Raw genomic sequence first — 16,489 nt, forward strand, 5'->3', positions numbered from 1 at the left:
GACAGCGATGAACAACTCCCTTACCAATACAGCCCGGTTGCTGTTCGCAGCCCTGCGGGCGCTGCTCGTGCTGACCGTGGTGACCGGTGTGGTCTACCCGCTGGTGGTGACGGGGATCGCCCAGGCCGCCTTCCACGGCAAGGCCAACGGCTCCGAGGTCAAGTCCCAAGGAAAAGTGGCTGGTTCGTCGCTCATCGGCCAACAGGGCTACAGCCTCGACTACTTCCAGGGGCGGCCCGCGAACGGCCTCGGCGAGAACTCCGTCAACACCCGCTACAAGCTGCTGCTTTCGGGCGCGACGAACCTGTCCGCCGACAGCGGGACGCTGCTCAAGCAGGTCGACGACGCGAAGGCGAAGGTCGTCAAGGACAACTCGGTGCCGGGGTACACGGTGAAGCCGTCGGACGTACCCGCCGACGCGGTCACCTCCTCCGGCTCGGGCCTCGACCCCGACATCTCCCCGGCGTACGCCGAACTCCAGGTCCACCGCGTGGCGTTGAACAACCACCTGCCGCTCGCGGCGGTCGAGAAGCTGGTCGACGACCACACCGAGGGCCGCACCCTCGGCTTCATCGGAGACCCCCGGGTCAACGTTCTCCAACTCAACATCGCTCTCAAGGCACTGGTGGCCCGGCAGTGAGGAAGGCGCACTGAGATGACGCGGGTGCTGGTGGTCGAGGACGACCCGCAGCTCGTCCGAGCCCTCGTGATCAACCTCCAGGCACGGCGCTACGACGTCGACGCCGCCCCCGACGGCACGACGGCCCTGCGCCTCGCCGCCGCCCGCCCGCCGGACGTCGTCCTGCTGGACCTCGGCCTGCCCGACATGGACGGCGTCGAGGTCGTCAGGGCGCTGCGCCTGTGGACGCGCGTACCGGTCATGGTCCTGTCGGCCCGGCAGGCCTCGGAGGACAAGGTGGCGGCGCTGGACGCGGGGGCGGACGACTACGTCATCAAGCCGTTCAGCATGGACGAGCTGCTGGCCCGTCTGCGGGCCGCCGTCCGCCGTACGGAGGAGACGCCGCTGGCTCCCGAGTCCACCCGGGTGGAGACGGACGCCTTCACCATCGACCTCCTCGCCAAGAAGGTCGTACGCGGGGGCCGGGACGTGAGGCTTACGCCGACCGAGTGGCACCTCCTGGAGATCCTCGTCACCCACCCCGGCCGCCTCGTCACCCAGAAGTACCTCCTCCAGGAGGTCTGGGGTATCACTCGGGGCAACAAGACCAACTATCTGCGCGTCTACATGGCCCAGCTCCGCCGGAAACTGGAGACGGACCCCTCCCACCCCCGCTTCCTCATCACCGAGCCGGGGATGGGGTACCGCTTCGAGGGGTGAGCCGGTACGGGGGGCGTGGGTATACGGCTTGTTCAAGGTTTCCGGGTGGTTTTCCTGCCGCCCGTGGATGTTTCGTGGATACCGATCGGTACAGCAATCTCCGGTCCGATCCGGTCATAGTGGACTGATAACTTCCGTTTCATCGGCCCCGGCCCCCTGTGCTGTGCGGCCACCAGACCTTCGCCGATGCGCGTACCGCATCTGGACGGAAACGGAATACCCTTGCGCGTCTTTCGTGAGAACACAGGAGGAAGGCACCGCTGGCAGGTGCCGAAAAGCAGGCGGGGACGGATAGCGGCGGCCGGCGTGATGTCGGTGCTCGCCACGGCGATCGTCGCCCCTCTCGCCTCGGCGACGCTGAGCGGGCCGTCGTCGCCCGATGGCGCCGCCCCGCCGGACCGGGTCACGGACACCTCCCAACTCCCGTCGAACTGGCGGAAGTCGGGCGACCGGATGGTGACCTACGACGGTGACGCGACCGGATTCCACGTCCTCGTCGCCGACTCCGCACACGCCTACGCCTGGCGCACCGCCGCCACACTCTCCGAGCCCGGTATCGACACCGACCAGTGGATCGGGCAGACCTGCGTGACGGGTTCGGGCGACAAGGCGGTCGTCGTCTACGCGCCCCGCCAGGCCGCCAACGACCAACAGGGCTTCCAGGAAGGCGCGTTCGCCGCCGTGGTCGACCTGAGCGACGGCGCGGTGACCAAGCTTCCCGAACTGGTCTCCCTCGCCTACTTCAACCCCGGCTGCGGCGACGGCGAACAGGCCGTGCTGACCCGGCCGCAGGGCGACGACACCCAGCTGCTGACCGTCGACGCCGGACAGGGCAGGATCGTCCGACAGCAGTCCGTGGCAGGGCAGTTGACCTCGGCCGTGCCCTTCGGGACCGGGATCGCCGCCTCGTCCGGCGACTCCGTCGTCTCCGTGAACGGCAAGGGCGACGTCCGTACGCTCGCCCGGGCCGGCGGCAGGCCGTTCCGGCTCGTGCCGGACGCGCAGACCGGTCTCGCCTACCAAGTGCCCTCCGGGGACAAGGCAGTTCAGGTCCGTCGCGTGACCGCCGACGGAACCGACCGCGTGCTCGGTTCGGGCGCGCTCGGCACCCTCGCGGTGCACGGGACCGGCGGGCAGGTCTTCGTCACCGGGGCCGACGCGGGCGACAAGCTCAAGAAGGCGGATCTGCCGACGAGTTGGCGGACCCTGGACGACGTACCCGCCTCCGCCGAGGTGTCCACGAAGGGCGCCCTCGCGCTGACCGGCGTCGGCAGCGGCACCGAAGCGGCGGGCGCCGAGCCCGGCGCGGTCGCGGACACCGGGACCGCCCAGCCCGTCGGCATCGACGCCCTCGCGACCGGTACCGGCGCCGACTTCGCGTTCCGCGTGCAGCCCGAGGCGCTCCAGGTGGCGCAGGGGCTGACGCGGTCACCGGCGCTCGGTGGCCCCAAGTCCGGTGCGGGCAAGGCGAGTTCGGGCACCGGTGTGCACACCGACAGCGTCCGCACGGAGCCCGTGGGCACCCGGACCGGCGGACAGCCCCCGGCCGACGACCCCGCCCACTCCACGACCGACCCCGACCGCGCCTGCGCGGTCACCCGCAACGACCCGGACCTCCAGTCCCTCCAGCCCTCCCCGCAGATGGTCGAGTGGGCGACCGACCTCGCCGTCCAGGGCAGGCTCGACGTGCGCCGCCGCAAGGGCTGGAACGGCGCCGACCTCGCGTCGTACACCCCGCAGGGCATGTTCCCGCCGCTCCAGCTCAAGGGCGGCGGACGGGTTCCCGCGCAGATCATGCTCGGCGTCCTCGCGCAGGAGTCCAACCTCGTGCAGGCCACGACGAGGGCGTCCGCGGGCGAGAGCGGCAACTTCGTCCAAGGCGGCTACTACGGCAACGCCGGCAGCGTCCACACCATCAACTGGGCCGGTGCGGACTGCGGTTACGGCATCGCGCAGGTCACCAGCGGCATGGCGAAGTCCGACACGACGACCTTCACCCCTGAGCAGCAGAAGGCGATCACCGTCGACTACGCGGCGAACATCGCCGCCGGGCTGCGCATCCTCCAGGACAAGTGGAACCAGCTCCACGACAACGGCGTACTCGCCAACGGCGGCGACCCGCAGTACCTGGAGAACTGGTGGTTCGCGCTCTGGGCGTACAACAGCGGCTTCAACCTGCCCAGTACGACGGACAGTTCGGCACCCTGGGGCCTCGGCTGGTTCAACAACCCGGCCAACGGCCTCTACCCGGCGGACCGGAAGATGTTCCTCTCCTCCGGGTACGGGGACTCACGTACCCCCAACCTGTGGACCTACCCCGAAAGGGTGATGGGCTGGGCGGCGTACTCCCTCCAGAAGAACGACCCGGAGACCGGCAAGCCCGTCCCCCAGTTCACCGTCGGCTCCTGGCCGACCGGCAACGCGCCGGACGCGCAGCCCGCGCACGACACGTTCTGCGCGCCGGACGTCAACAGCTGCGACACCAGCAAGCCGCACCAGGTACCCGGCTCGACCCAGCCGGTGGGACCCTGTCAGCGCGACGACTTCAAGTGCTGGTGGAACAAGCCGGTGACCTGGACCGACTGTGCGAAGACCTGTGGTACCGAGGTACTCACGTATGAGGCGACCGACCCGGAGCCGAAGGTCACGCCGGCCCACCCGGCGGCCTGCGCCTCCACCCTCCCGCCGAACGCGCTGATCGTCGACGACGTCCCGAACACCGTGAAGTTCCGCGTCGGGTCCGCCAACCCCTGCGCGGGGAAGCGGAACTGGGTCAGCCGGGGCACGCTGACGTTCACCTTCGGCTCGGCCGTGCAGAACGGGGCGACGGTCTACCCCTCGAAGATCGACTTCCATCAGCTCGGGGCCGGGTTCGGCGGGCACTTCTGGCTCACCCACACCCGGGTGCCGACCTTCACGGACTCGGTCGTCACCGGCACCTGGACGCCCGACCGCACCCTGAAGGGCTGGGCCCGGGTCATGGTCCACCTGCCCGACCACCAGGCCGACACCCCGTCGGCGACCTACCGCATCGACCTCGGTGACGGCACGGTCCTGGAGAAGACGGTCTCGCAGGACACCGGAGGCAAGAACACCTGGCTCTCCCTGGGGTCGTACGACTTCCGGGGGACCCCCAGCGTCTCCCTCAGCTCGGCCACGGCCGACGGCACGGGTGACGCGGCGATCGCCTGGGACGCGCTGGCCTTCGTCCCGCAGGCCGGTACGCCGTCGGACGCGGTCACCCCGTAGTACCCCCGTACCCGTAGCACCCCGGTAGGGGGTGCCACCGAGGCCGGGGAAGGGAACGCCCTTCCCCGGCCTCCGCCGTGCGCGGGCCCGGAATCCGGCGCGTGAGCAGCTGGTGCGACAGCCCGCTGGACCTGTCGGGGTCGTCCGCCCCTTAGGCTCCTGCTGATCGTTCGAACAGCAGGGGGGATGGACGGCCTTGGGGAACGAGGGCGGCGGATTCGAGGCGCTCCAGCGGGACGACCCTCAAGTAGCGGGCGGATACCGGCTGGTGGCGCGGCTGGGTGCCGGAGGCATGGGGCGGGTCTATCTGGCGTACACGCGGGGCGGCCGGGCCGTGGCGGTCAAGGTCGTGCGGCCGGAGCTGTCCGACGACCCCGTCTTCAGGAAGCGGTTCCACCGCGAGGTGAAGGCCGCTCGTCGCGTACGGGGCGCGTACACCGCGGAGTTGGTCGACGCCGACGCGGACGGCGTACCGCCCTGGCTCGCCACGCTCTACGTGCCCGGGCCGTCGCTGTCCCAACTCGTCGCCCGGCGCGGGGCGTTGCCGGTGCCGGCGGTGCTGTGGCTGATGGCCGGGGTCGCCGAGGCGCTCCAGGCCATCCACGAAGTCGGCGTCGTCCACCGGGACTTGAAGCCGTCCAATGTCCTGCTCGCCTCCGACGGGCCCCGGGTCATCGACTTCGGGATATCGACGGCCCCCGACAGCACCGTGCACACCACGCAGGGCGCCACCATCGGCACACCGCAGTTCATGGCACCGGAACAGGCGTCGGCCGGTGAGATCACCCCGGCGGCCGACGTGTTCTCCCTCGGCCAGACCGTGGCGTTCGCCGCACTCGGGGAGCCGTTGTACGGGAGCGGTACCGCGCTCAACGTGATGTACCGGATCGTGAACTCCGCCCCCGACCTGTCGGCGCTGCCCGAACAGCTCCGGCCGGTCCTCGCGCGGTGCCTGGCCGCCGACCCCGAGGAGCGGGCCACCCCCGCGGAGGTCGTCGCCTGGTGCCGGCGGGAACTGGGACCCGAGGCTGATACCTCCGGGGGACCGGAGGTATGGCGTGACGTGGTGGGGCCACCGGTGCCGGTGCCCGAGCCCACGCTCGTCCCGACCCTCTCGGCCACCAGCCCGTGGGCGCCTCCCCCCGAAGTACTACGCCCCTCAGAAGTACGACATCCCTCCGAGGTACTACGGGCAGGGCGGCGCCGTACGCGGCTGATCGCGGGCGTCGGCGCGCTGATGGCCGTTCCGCTGCTGGCGGCGCTGGCATGGCTGGGGTCGGAGATCTCGGAACTGAACCGCGGCAGGGACGGTGCGTCCTCCTCGGCCACGCCCTCGCCGTCGGCCTCGGGGAAAGACGCGTCGGAGAAGGCCCTCCCGGACGGGGCCGCCGGTGGCGAGGCGGCGGGATCGGCCGAGCAGCCGGTCTCCGGCCCGCCGGAAGCGGTCGCGCATCCCCTGGTGAGGCTGGACGAGAAGAACTCGATCAGCCTCGACGCGCAGGGGCAGCGCGACGACCGCAAGGGGGACATCCGGCTCGTGTGCGGCAACTCCCGCTGCACCTTGCGCAGCGGCACCAGCGCGATGAGTTTCTTCCCGGTCGAGCCGACCAATTCCTATGAGGAATGCCGCCATTACCTCGCGGGGTCCAGTACGCGCAGCAGCGAACTCCCGCTCGTCGTCGTGGCGGAGGGGAGCCGGATCTGCGTCAAGCACCGTTCCGGAGCCATCGGCATGCTCGTGATCCAGATCAAGTCGACCTACCTGCCCGACAGCGGGAGCAACTTCCTGACCGGAGACCTCACGGTCTGGCCGACCCGCTAGGACTACCTCCCCGGAGGTAGCTCCGGGGAGCTACCTCTCCAGAACTACCTCCTCCAGCGGGCGCCCCGCGCTTCCCGCCCCCTCACTATCATCCGCACGTGGAACGACCCCGAAGCTCCCCCGCAGCCCCGCACGCCCCCCTCGTCGTCTGGGACCTCGGCGGCGTCCTGGCCCCCTCCGGGCAGGCCCTCACCGCACTCGCCGAGGCGCTGGACCTCCCCGAGGAGGAGTTCGCCGCCCTCTACTGGGCCCACCGGGACCCGTACGACCTCGGAGGGACCCCCACCCGGTACTGGAGTCTGATCGGCGAGGCCCTGGGCCGGACGTTCGACGCCGGGTGGATCGAGCGGCTGGACCGGATCGACACCGCCGCCTGGGCCGTGCTCGCCGACGACTCGGCGGACCTCCTGGACCGGCTCGCCCGGCACGGAACCCCCCTCGGCGTGCTGTCCAACGCGCCCGCGTCCCTGGCGGCGGCCGTCCGGCGGGCCGCGTGGAGCGCGCGGTTCGAGACGCTCGTCTTCTCCTGCGACCTCGGGCTCATGAAACCGGACCCCCAGGTCTACCGCAGCGCCGACCGGCACTTCGGGCGACCGCCGTCCGACGTGATCTTCTTCGACGACCGCCCCGTGAACGTCGAGTCGGCACGCGCGCACGGCTGGCGCGCGCACGTGTGGACGGGCGTCGAGGCGGCTGCTCAAGTCCTCGTCGGCGAGGGGGTGTTGGCGGGCTGACGCGCCCTACGCGGGCCGACGATCGCCGACGCGGGCATTGACGCCTTGATCCGGCGCGGTCACCTTGAACAAGGCCCCTGTGGGAGCGCTCCCGCATCCGACTCGTCAGCCGAGGACGATCACATGCCTTCTGGATCCCGACGCCCCTTGCCGCAACTCCCCTTGTTCCACCGCCCCTTGCCTCAACTCCCCGTGTCCCGCCGGACGTTGATGGCCGCGACCCTCGCGGGAGCGGTGGCCGCCGTCGCCGCCCCCGCGCGGGCCACCGCCGCCCCGACCCGGTTCCACACGGTGGGCCGGACCACTCCGGGCCCCGACGGGTTCGTCCAATTCACCTGGCCCGGCGTCTACTTCGAGGCCCGCTTCACAGGGACCGGAGTGGGCGTCGTGCTCGACGACTCCGTCAACGACTACGACGTACAGATCGACGGCACGACCGTGACGACCCTGGTGACCCCGGGCCGGACCACCGCCCGGATCAGCGGTCTCGCCGACGGCGTACACCGCGTGCGGCTCGTGAAGCGGACCGAAAGCCCGTGGGCGGTAGGGAAGTTCGGGGGGTTCGTGGCCGTGCGTGGCGGTGCGATCCTGCCCGCGCCGCGTGCCCGGCGCCGGCAGATCGAGTACATCGGGGACTCCTTCACCGCCGGGTACGGGAATGTCTCCGGCGTCCGCGACTGCTCGGCCGTCGGGGGCGTGGACCGGAACACGAACGCCGACCTGTCCTTCGGGGCGCTGACCGCGAGAGCGCTCGACGCGGACTACCAGATCAACGCCTTCTCGGGCCGGGGCATGGTCCGCAACTACGCCGGTACCAGCCCCGGCACGGACTACCGGACGTACTACGACCGTGCGCTGCTGAACGTCGACGGCGACGTCTGGCGCCGGCCGCCGAGCTGGCGCCCGCAGCTCATCGTCGTAGGTCTCGGCATCAACGACTTCTCCACCCCGCTCCACCCGGGTGAGCCCTGGACGACGCAGGAGGAGCTGGTCACGGCGTTCGAGACCGCCTACCACGGCTTCCTGGACCGGCTCCGGGCCCGCTACGGCCCCCGCCCCCGCCTCCTCCTCAGCTCCACCCAGGTCTCCGCCCCCTACCGTGAGACCGTCGAACGCATCACCCGTACCCGTCATACCCAGGGCGACCCCCGCGTCCACCACTGGTACTACGGCGATGTCCCCTTGGACCTCCTGGCCTGCGACTGGCACCCCTCGGCCCAGGACCACCGCACCCTGTCGGCCCTGCTCCTCGACCGGGTCTCGGCACTCGGCCTGCGCTGGTAGAGCCACACCCCGGGTGCGGCCGGTCACCCCTGCGACCCGCCGCACCCGGACGGGAGCCCGGCTCAGAAGCCCAGCTTCCACCTCTGGAACCCGCCCCCGTTGCACCCCAACAGGTAGGCGTTTCCTGCCCGGTTGCTGTCGAGGCACCGGCCGCCGCCCGCGTCGGTGAGCTGGACGTTGTCCCAACCGGAGCCCACGGCACGCCAGATGCTGAGGTTGTGGCCCCAGTCGCCGGAGGAGGTGCAGGGGGCGGTGCGGACGCTGGTGTCGGCCCAGTAGAGGCAGCGGCCGGTCGCGTTGTTGCGGATGGTGACTTCGTCGTAGTCGCTGTGGCGGTAGAAGTCGACGGTCCAGGTCTGGTACGCGTTCCCCGGCCGGCAGGGCAGGGTGTAGACGTCACCGTTGCCGTTGCTGTCGAGGCAGCGCCCGGTCTCCCAGTTGCGCAGCAGGTCGGTGCCGATGGCGGCGGACGCGGGGGAGGCGCTGACGAGGGCCATCGCGAGGGAGAGGGCCACGGCGAAGAGCCCGGCGTACCAACGGAGGCTGAAAGCACGGGACTTCGGCACGAGGTGCCTGTTCATCGTTCGGTTCCTTCTCGAATGGGGGGCAGTGCAGGGAGCCGCGAACTGGCGTGCGCCGTCTTCCACTTGGGTTGTGTTTCGATGTACGCGACCTACGGAACCTGTACGCACGGCGAGGACGGTCAGGTTGCACGGCACTTCCAGACTTCCGGCGGCGGCATGACCGAGGACGAGTTCGACGCGTTCTACGCGACCGCGTTCCCCCGGCTGACCGGCCAGCTCACGGCGTTCACCGGGGACCACGGGGAGGCGCAGGACGTCGTCCAGGAGGCGTTCGTACGCGCCTGGAACCGCCGCCGGGACCTCCTCGCCGACGAGGCGCCGGAGGCGTGGGTCCGTACGGTCGCGATGCGCCTCGCGATCAGCCGCTGGCGCCGGGCGCGCCGCCGGCTGGAGCTGGCGCGCCGCACCCCGCCGCCCGAGACCGCGCCGGGCCCCGGCCCCGACCGCACCGCGCTGGTCGCCGCGCTGCGCCAACTCCCCGCGCCCCAGCGGATGGCGATCGTCCTGCACCACCTGTGCGACCTGAGCGTCGAGCAGGTAGCCTCCGAGACGGGCGCGCCGGTGGGCACGGTCAAGGCCAGACTCGCCCGGGGCCGCGCGACCCTGGCGAGACACCTCGCGGTGGACGAAGCACGGGACGCCGCACGCGGCGCCGCCCGAGGTGGCACGGCCAGGAAGGAGAACGGCCGTGTCGGATGAACTCTCCCGCGCACTCCACGAGTTGGCCTCCGCCCACGAGACACCGCCCCCACTGCCCGGCCCGGCGATCCGCGCCCGCGCGGTACGACGGTCCAGGCGCCGTACGGCAGTTGCTCTGGGCGTCACCGCATCGGCCGTCGCGCTACTGGCCGTTGGCCTGACCCGGGGCGCCGACGACCCCGCTCCCCGCAGCCGCCCCCCGGCCGCGGGCCGGACGGCCGGCCCCGCCCCAGCCCCCACCGCCCCGCCCTCGCCCGCGAGTTCGGGCGCACCCGCCTCGGCCGTCCCCGCGACCGGCACCGTCGACCTCGCCGGCCGCACCCTGACCATCGGCGGCAGACGCATGGAACTGGCCTCCGGCTTCGACAACTCACCCACGCTCAAAGGTCCGTTGACGGTCGGCGGGAAACCCGGCACCAAGACCGTGACCGTCACCAACACCACCGACGGCACCCGCTACAACGCGGTCATCGCCTTCGCGGTCGAACTCGTCGACGCCGACGGGCGACCCGTCTACATCGGCGCGTCCGACTCGTACAACACGGAAGGCATCGGCACATACGAAAAAGCGGACGGCTGGCTCGCGTTGAACGAGTCCGACGCCAAGTGGTTCCACGGGCAAGCGGAGTTGGGAGAGGCCCTCTCCGTGGAACGCTGAGGCTTTGCCTTCACGGCTCATCCATTGCAACACTTGCGGGCGCAGTATGTTGCGTTGAACTTCCCTCCATTGCAACGATTTCTCTGCTCTGAGCTGCAATGATGCCCGTCTATTGCAATAAGACAGTTGCTCAATCTTCTAACGCAACGTAGCTTTTCCGAAACAAGAAACGTGAACCTTCGGAAAAGGAGACCCCCATGCCGGCCCTCGCCTCCTTCCTGCGGTTCGTGGTCCTCGGTGGTGGCGTCGGGGTCCTGTGCTCCTTCGCGGTGCCGCAGCTGGCCGTGCTCGTTCCCTGGGTGGTCGCGAACGCGGTCGTCACCGCCGCCTCCACCCTGCTGTGCACCGAACTCCACGCGCGCCTCACGTTCCGCAAGGGGCGTGGAGCCGGATGGCGGGAGCACTGGCAGTCGGCCGGCTCGGCCGTCGCCGCCTATCTGGCGACCGGCGCCGCGATGTTCGTCCTGCACCTGACGCACCCCGCCTCCGGCGAGCTGACCGAACAGGCCGTCTACCTCGGGGCCTCCGGCTTGGCCGGCCTGGGCCGCTTCGTCGTCCTGCGCCTCCACGTGTTCGCGGCGGACCGTCGTCCCAGCCTGGACTCCTGTACGGCGCAGGGGAGTTGGCGGCCCTCTGCTCAGCCGTCGCGGGCGATCCGCGCGCAGAGGTCGTCCACCGTCCCCCGCGCCAGGTGCACGGCCTTGTGCCCGGCGGCGTCGATGTCCAGCGTGTACACCCCGTCGACGACGTACAGGCCGCGCGGCAGGTTCCCCTCGCCGACGCCCACCAGCACAGGGCCGCGCACCTTCCACAACTGGCCGCCGTCGTCCCGGAGTTCGACGAGCGCCGTGCCGCTCACATCGGCGTCGTAGAAGGAACCGGTCTCGGTGTTCGTGAGCCGGACGACCAACTTGCCCCGGTAGGCGATGCGTTGGGCGGTGCCGTCGGGCCGGGTCGCCAGCACCCGGCGCACCACCTCGTCGACGACGGGCTCGCCGTGCACGGGGAAGCGGCACCGCACCCCGGCGGCGACGTCCCACGGCGCGGACGGCGCCGGCTCCCAACCGGTGTCCGCGTGCGCGGCCGGCGCCCCCAGCAGGGTGGCGGCAAGTACCAACGGCGCGAGTGCGGTTCGGCGCATGACTCTCCTCGTGTCGGACGGTCTGTCGTACCCCCACCCTCCCGGGGCCTCCTGACCACACCCTCACCAACTAGGCTCCGGACACCATGGAGTTCCACCTGCTCGGCCCGTTCACCGCCCACCACGAGGGACGGCCTGTGCGGGTCGGCAACCGCCGTCAGGAACGCGCCCTCCTCGCGATCCTCCTGCTGCACGCGGACCACCCCGTGACGACCGACCGCCTCGTCGACCTCCTGTGGGGCACCGAGGCTCCCGCCTCCGCGCGCGCCACCGTCCATACCTACGTGGGACGACTGCGGGTAGCTCTCACGCCGTACGGGGTGAGGATCGAGACCCGGCACGACGGCTACACCCTCGAACAGGGCCCGCACACCCTCGACACCCAGCGGTTCACCGCCCTCACCCGGCAGGCGTCCGACACCGGGGACCCCGAGGAACGGGCCCGCCTCTACGGCCGGGCCCTCGCCCTGTGGCGCGGCCCCCTCCTGGCCGGCACCGCCGACGACCACCTCCGCAGCCGCCTCGCCCCGCCCCTCACCGAACTGCGCCTCACCGCCGTGGAGTCGAGGGCGCGCGTACTGCTGGAGAGGGGCCGGTACGACGAGGTCGTGGCCGACCTGTCCCCCCTCGCCGAGCACCATCCGGACCGGGAACGCCTGATCGCCACCCAGATGACCGCCCTCTACCGGGTGGGCCGCCAGAGCGACGCCCTCGGCCTGTACCTCGCCACGCGCACAGCGCTGGCCACCGGGTACGGCGTGGAACCGGGCCCGGAACTCCAGACCCTCCACGACCGCATCCTGCACGGCGACCACCGGCTCGACCGGCCCCCGGGCCCGGTGTACGCCGTACGCGTCGACGACCAGTGGCTCCCCTGGAACACCGGCGGCCACCCCGCGCTGGAGTTCTGCAACACGTACGCCGGCTGGACCGGACCCCGCCTCCCGGGTGCCGAGTGGCTGCGCACCTACGCGTCCTTCGCCGTCTGGGCGGGCCATCTCGACCTGATCGGCGGCCGGTCGGTCACCCGCCTGCGCGAACAGGCCCTTCGCGAACCGGCGGAGGCGGCGGCCGTACTGGCGGAGGCGCACCGATTCCGCGCGGACCTCTACACCTGTCTGACGGACCGTCATGACGGCTCCGCCTTCGCGGCGGTGGCCCGTACGGCGGAGGCCGCCGCGGCTCGCTCACGTCTCACCCGCGACGAACTCGGCCTGGCCCGCTGGCAGCCCGCCCCCTCGGCCGGCCTGCGCCTCCCGCTCCACGCGGTCGCGCACAGCGCGGCCGAACTCCTCGCCGATCCGCGCCACTTCACGGTCCGGGCCTGCCCGGGAGAGGCGTGCGGCTGGCTCTTCCTCGACGCGAGCGGGCGACGCAGGTGGTGCAGCCTGGCGACGTGCGGGGGCGACCGGAGGCCCGGCGGGTGCTGACCCGGAGGTACGCAGGAGGTACCTCCGGGGTACGGGGTACCCCGGACGTACCCCGTACCCCCCCTGCCCTCACCGCACCGGGAACCCGAACACGTACCCCTCCTGCTTGAGCTGCGGCAGCACCCGCCGCAGCGCTGCCACCGTCTGCGACCGGTCCCCGCCCGCGTCGTGGAAGAGCAGGGTCGGCCCGTTCGGCAACTCCCGTTCCACCGTGGCCACGATGGCGTCCGTGCCGGGCCGCTCGAAGTCCTTCGTGTCGACGTTCCAGCCCAGCGGACGCATGCCGTGCGAGGCGGCGAGCTTGCGGCTGTAGGGGGTGAACGCGCCGCCCGGCGCCCGGTAGTACATCGGCCGTACGCCCCCGGACGCCTCGGTGATCATGCGCTCGGCGTCGAGGATCTGCCGCGACTGGTACGCCTCGGACTTCTTGTCCATGCCGGTGTCGTGCGAGACGGTGTGGTCGCACAGCCGGTGCCCGGCGGCGACGACCTTCTTCACCATGTCGGGGTGCGCCCGCGCCTGCGTCCCCACCATGCAGAACGTCGCCTTCACGTCGAACTCGCGCAATATGTCGAGCATGTGGGGCGTCCACACCGGGTCGGGGCCGTCGTCGATGGTGATGTTCACGCCGCGCGGGCCCGCGTCCGACGCGTGCACGATGCTGACGTCGACTGCCTTGGCCTGACTGCCCGGTGACGCCGGCGCGCTCGCCTTCGGCGCCGAACTCGCCTTGCCCGACGCCCCGTTCGTCGCCGGGCCCGCCTGCGCGGTCCATGCCGCCGTGCCCGCCGCCAGCAGCGTCACGCCGAGCGCGGCCCCGACCATCTTGCCGTACCAGCCCCGCCCACCGTTGTGCCGCGCCATGTCCGCCCCGCTCTCCTCGCCGGTGTCTCCCCGCAACCACCTGGCATGACGGAGTCCGGCGCCCGCGGGATCCCTCCGTTACGGACCGCGGACATTTCCGGGGGAGTTCGGGGACATGGGGGAACAGGGCCCGTTCAGCGGGAAGGCCCCCTCAGCGTGAGGTCCCGCTCAGCGGGAAGGCCGGCCCGGCGCGAAGGCCCCCGCCGTCACCCCCGCCCTCACCCCCGCCCGTCCGGCCCCCGCGAGAACGCCGTGTCCCCCGCCATCCCCACGATCGCGTCGTCGACGAGTAGTACCTGAGGGGGATACCCCTGCACCTTGTCCCCGGGGTCCGGTAGCGCCGAGGTAGCCCATACCTCCGCCCCCGTACGGCTGTCGAGCGCCAGCAACCGCCCGTAGCGGTTGGCGAAGTACACCCTCCCGTACCGCGTCGACACCACCGGCGCGGACAGGCTCTCCACGTCCGTCACCCGCTGCCAGAGCCGCTTCCCGTCGGCCGCCGACACCGCCGTGACCGACCCGTCGGACCGGACGAAGTAGACGACGCCGCCGATCAGGGTCGCCGTACCGGTCAGCGCGCGAGCCAGCGGGACCCGGGTGACGCGACCGGTCGCCGGGTCCACCCGCAGCAGCGCGTCGTACGGCCGCTCGTACCCGGACTCGTACACGTCCTCGGCGGTCTGCGGCGCGAGGAACAAGGGCTGTCCGCCGACCGCGCCGAGCGCCAGCGCCTTCTTCGGCAGGGTGGCGGTCGTGGACAGGCTGCCGGGCTCGGCCCGCATCAGCTCGACCGGCGCCTGCCCGGGCTCGGTGCCCTGCTCGCACAGGGCGTACGGCACGCCGCCCAGCGCCGCCGGGGTGCAGTACTCGTCCAGCGACGGCGCCCGCCACAACTCCGCGCCCGTGGGGCCGTACGCGACGAACTCCGAGGCGTCCGGGGACAGGGCCAGCAACCCGCCGTCGTACAGCACCGCCCGCGCGGCCGTGTTGATGTCACGCCGCCAACGCGCTTCGCCCGTACGGGAGTCGAGTGCCACCACGCGTCTGGTCCGGTCCGCCGGCTGCTCGTAGGTGTAGACGACTCCGCCGCGTACGCCGATCGGCCCCGCCCCCTGCGGGCGGGTTCCGGTCCGCCACGCGACCCTGCCGGACGCCGCGTCGACCCTGGCGGTCGTGAACCCCGTACCCCCGCAGTAGAGGGCGCCGCTCTCCGTCACGCACGCCGGGTTGTCGTACTCGAGAGGGATGCCCTTGACCTCGTACCGGAGAGCTACCTGCCAGGGCTTCCATCCGGCGGGTAGCTCTGGGGTAGGGGTGGTACTAGTACTCGCCGTGCCTTCGGGGTCCCGGCTCGTCAGGTATGTCGTACCCGTGACGGCCAGTACCGCGCCGAGGGTGGCGAGCAGCAGCCTCGTACGTCGGCGCTTGCGGCCCGTACCGGTCGAGGTCTTCACCGGGACCGTCGTGGGTGAACTCCGGGGTATCGGGCGGCTCTTGGGGGCGGTGGAGCCGGGTACGTCCTCCGGGAGCGCCTTCAGCATGCGCTGTACGTCCGCCAGGTCCGGGCGTTCGGCGGGGTCCTTGGCCAGGCAGCGTTCGATCGTACTCAGGAGTTCACCGGGTACCCCGGTGAGGTCGGGCGCCCCGAACGCCACCTGGTACCCCGTGATGTACGGGCTCTCCGAGTCGAACGGGCCCGCGCCCACCGCCGCGAACACCAGCAGCGAACCCAGCGAGAACACGTCCGAGGCCGGGGTGACGTCCCGGGGCGACGCCATCTGCTCCGGCGACATGAAGGGCGGCGTACCGATCATCCGGCCCGTCGTGGTCAGGCTCTGGTGATCGGCCGCCCGCGAGATCCCGAAGTCGATGACGCGCGGGCCGTCCTCCGTCATCAGGACGTTCCCCGGCTTGAGGTCCCGGTGCACCAGGCCCACCCGGTGGATGTCCCGCAGCGCCTCCGTCAGGCCCAGCCCCAGCGTGCGCACCTCGCCCGGCCCCAACGGGCCTTCCTGCCGGACGACTTCGGCGAGACTACGGCCCGGCACGTACAGCGTCGCCATCCACGGGCGCTCCGCGTCCGGGTCCGCGTCCACGACCGGCGCGGTGAACGCGCCGCTCACCCGGCGGGCCGCCGCGATCTCCTGCCGGAAGCGGGTGTGGAACTCCTCCTCCTGCGCGTACGCCCCGCGCACGAGCTTCACCGCGACCTGCCGTCCCGACGCGGACACCCCCAGATACACGACCCCCATCCCACCCGCCCCGAGCCGCCCGAGCAGGGTGTACCCGCCTATGGACTCCGGGTCCCCGGTACTCAGGGGTGTCATCGCCGGTCATTCTCTCCCGGGGCGGGTGGGGTCACGGGGATCACAGTAGGGCCTGGGGTTCCGGGGGCGGACGGGTGGAGGGTGGCGGGGGAGGGGTGGAGGCTGTGGGCGTCCCTTCGCGGCGCCAAGTCGTGGATCGCGCAGGCGCGTTGAGGCCGTCCCGGGTGAACTGTTCTTCCGCCGGGTTCGGTTGACTTCTCCGACGCCTACCGCTTCTGCGCCCCCCGGTTGTCCCAGATTCGGTAGCCACCCGGCAAGCCCCTGGCGACGTAGCGTCTCCTGCTCACGGTCCCCCGTTCCGGCACAGCTGTCTCCGGCGCGCGACGGTACGTGGGCTGCGCCCGACCGGCGAGCGAAT

Annotated in this window: 13 protein-coding genes and 1 pseudogene; 10 read left to right on the forward strand and 4 right to left on the reverse strand. The window is 71.6% G+C overall.

Features of this window, described 5'->3' with window-relative positions; genetic code table 11:
* Positions 1 to 7: 7 nt before the first annotated feature.
* The 6 genes from PV682_RS15615 to PV682_RS15640 all read left to right on the forward strand — a co-directional run bounded on the left by PV682_RS15615 (position 8) and on the right by PV682_RS15640 (position 8,428).
* Complete coding sequence (locus PV682_RS15615) at positions 8 to 640, forward strand: potassium-transporting ATPase subunit C (protein ID WP_319730071.1); 633 nt, start codon at positions 8 to 10, stop codon at positions 638 to 640.
* A 15-nt stretch (positions 641 to 655) separates the two neighbouring features.
* The gene (locus tag PV682_RS15620) at positions 656 to 1,339 is read left to right on the forward strand and encodes a response regulator transcription factor (protein WP_319730073.1); all 684 of its coding nucleotides are present in this window, start codon (positions 656 to 658) and stop codon (positions 1,337 to 1,339) included.
* A 309-nt stretch (positions 1,340 to 1,648) separates the two neighbouring features.
* Positions 1,649 to 4,588 (forward strand): golvesin C-terminal-like domain-containing protein, encoded by a 2,940-nt coding sequence (locus PV682_RS15625; RefSeq protein WP_407705680.1) that lies wholly within the window; start codon positions 1,649 to 1,651, stop codon positions 4,586 to 4,588.
* Between the two features lie 196 nt (positions 4,589 to 4,784).
* Positions 4,785 to 6,410 carry a serine/threonine-protein kinase gene (locus PV682_RS15630; RefSeq protein WP_319730079.1) on the forward strand — a complete coding sequence of 542 codons (1,626 nt, stop codon included), beginning with the start codon at positions 4,785 to 4,787 and terminating at the stop codon, positions 6,408 to 6,410.
* 98 nt (positions 6,411 to 6,508) lie between these two features.
* Positions 6,509 to 7,144, forward strand: coding sequence for an HAD family hydrolase (locus tag PV682_RS15635; protein WP_319730080.1), 636 nt, complete (start codon positions 6,509 to 6,511; stop codon positions 7,142 to 7,144).
* Positions 7,145 to 7,354: 210 nt separating this feature from the next.
* Entirely contained in the window at positions 7,355 to 8,428 is a 1,074-nt protein-coding gene (locus PV682_RS15640) for an SGNH/GDSL hydrolase family protein (RefSeq protein WP_319730205.1), read from the forward strand.
* Positions 8,429 to 8,490: 62 nt separating this feature from the next.
* On the opposite strand, the gene PV682_RS15645 is transcribed toward PV682_RS15640, so the two are convergent.
* Positions 8,491 to 9,009, reverse strand: coding sequence for an RICIN domain-containing protein (locus PV682_RS15645; RefSeq protein ID WP_319730082.1), 519 nt, complete (start codon positions 9,007 to 9,009; stop codon positions 8,491 to 8,493).
* A gap of 159 nt (positions 9,010 to 9,168) precedes the next feature.
* Between PV682_RS15645 and PV682_RS15650 the strand changes: the two genes are divergently transcribed.
* The 3 genes and pseudogenes from PV682_RS15650 to PV682_RS44335 all read left to right on the forward strand — a co-directional run.
* Complete coding sequence (locus PV682_RS15650; protein WP_319730084.1) at positions 9,169 to 9,711, forward strand: SigE family RNA polymerase sigma factor; 543 nt, start codon at positions 9,169 to 9,171, stop codon at positions 9,709 to 9,711.
* Positions 9,701 to 10,369, forward strand: coding sequence for a hypothetical protein (locus PV682_RS15655; protein ID WP_319730087.1), 669 nt, complete (start codon positions 9,701 to 9,703; stop codon positions 10,367 to 10,369). The genes PV682_RS15650 and PV682_RS15655 overlap by 11 nt, the downstream gene beginning before the upstream one ends.
* 197 nt (positions 10,370 to 10,566) lie before the next feature.
* Positions 10,567 to 10,932, forward strand: a pseudogene (locus tag PV682_RS44335) (GtrA family protein); the annotation flags it as partial.
* 74 nt (positions 10,933 to 11,006) lie between these two features.
* On the opposite strand, the gene PV682_RS15660 reads toward PV682_RS44335, so the two are convergent.
* The gene (locus tag PV682_RS15660; RefSeq protein ID WP_319730089.1) at positions 11,007 to 11,510 is read right to left on the reverse strand and encodes a hypothetical protein; all 504 of its coding nucleotides are present in this window, start codon (positions 11,508 to 11,510) and stop codon (positions 11,007 to 11,009) included.
* A gap of 86 nt (positions 11,511 to 11,596) precedes the next feature.
* Here PV682_RS15660 and PV682_RS15665 point away from each other — a divergent pair, with 86 nt between their 5' ends.
* Positions 11,597 to 12,940 (forward strand): BTAD domain-containing putative transcriptional regulator, encoded by a 1,344-nt coding sequence (locus PV682_RS15665; protein ID WP_319730091.1) that lies wholly within the window; start codon positions 11,597 to 11,599, stop codon positions 12,938 to 12,940.
* 69 nt (positions 12,941 to 13,009) lie between these two features.
* Here the strand turns inward: PV682_RS15665 and PV682_RS15670 are convergent, their stop codons facing one another.
* Positions 13,010 to 13,804, reverse strand: a complete 795-nt coding sequence (locus PV682_RS15670) for a polysaccharide deacetylase family protein (RefSeq protein WP_319730095.1) — start codon at positions 13,802 to 13,804, stop codon at positions 13,010 to 13,012.
* 218 nt (positions 13,805 to 14,022) lie between these two features.
* Positions 14,023 to 16,131, reverse strand: coding sequence for a protein kinase domain-containing protein (locus tag PV682_RS15675; protein WP_319730098.1), 2,109 nt, complete (start codon positions 16,129 to 16,131; stop codon positions 14,023 to 14,025).
* Between the last annotated feature and the right edge of the window lie 358 nt (positions 16,132 to 16,489).

The sequence above is a fragment of the Streptomyces niveiscabiei genome, from assembly GCF_033794345.1.
Taxonomy (GTDB): domain Bacteria; phylum Actinomycetota; class Actinomycetes; order Streptomycetales; family Streptomycetaceae; genus Streptomyces; species Streptomyces niveiscabiei.

Coding starts and splice junctions, on each gene's coding strand:
- PV682_RS15615 (WP_319730071.1), top strand. CDS start 8: ATGAACAACTCCCTTACCAATACAGCCCGGTTGCTGTTCGCAGCCCTG.
- PV682_RS15620 (WP_319730073.1), top strand. CDS start 656: ATGACGCGGGTGCTGGTGGTCGAGGACGACCCGCAGCTCGTCCGAGCC.
- PV682_RS15625 (WP_407705680.1), top strand. CDS start 1,649: ATGTCGGTGCTCGCCACGGCGATCGTCGCCCCTCTCGCCTCGGCGACG.
- PV682_RS15640 (WP_319730205.1), top strand. CDS start 7,355: ATGGCCGCGACCCTCGCGGGAGCGGTGGCCGCCGTCGCCGCCCCCGCG.
- PV682_RS15645 (WP_319730082.1), bottom strand. CDS start 9,009: ATGAACAGGCACCTCGTGCCGAAGTCCCGTGCTTTCAGCCTCCGTTGG.
- PV682_RS15650 (WP_319730084.1), top strand. CDS start 9,169: ATGACCGAGGACGAGTTCGACGCGTTCTACGCGACCGCGTTCCCCCGG.
- PV682_RS15660 (WP_319730089.1), bottom strand. CDS start 11,510: ATGCGCCGAACCGCACTCGCGCCGTTGGTACTTGCCGCCACCCTGCTG.
- PV682_RS15665 (WP_319730091.1), top strand. CDS start 11,597: ATGGAGTTCCACCTGCTCGGCCCGTTCACCGCCCACCACGAGGGACGG.
- PV682_RS15670 (WP_319730095.1), bottom strand. CDS start 13,804: ATGGCGCGGCACAACGGTGGGCGGGGCTGGTACGGCAAGATGGTCGGG.
- PV682_RS15675 (WP_319730098.1), bottom strand. CDS start 16,131: ATGACACCCCTGAGTACCGGGGACCCGGAGTCCATAGGCGGGTACACC.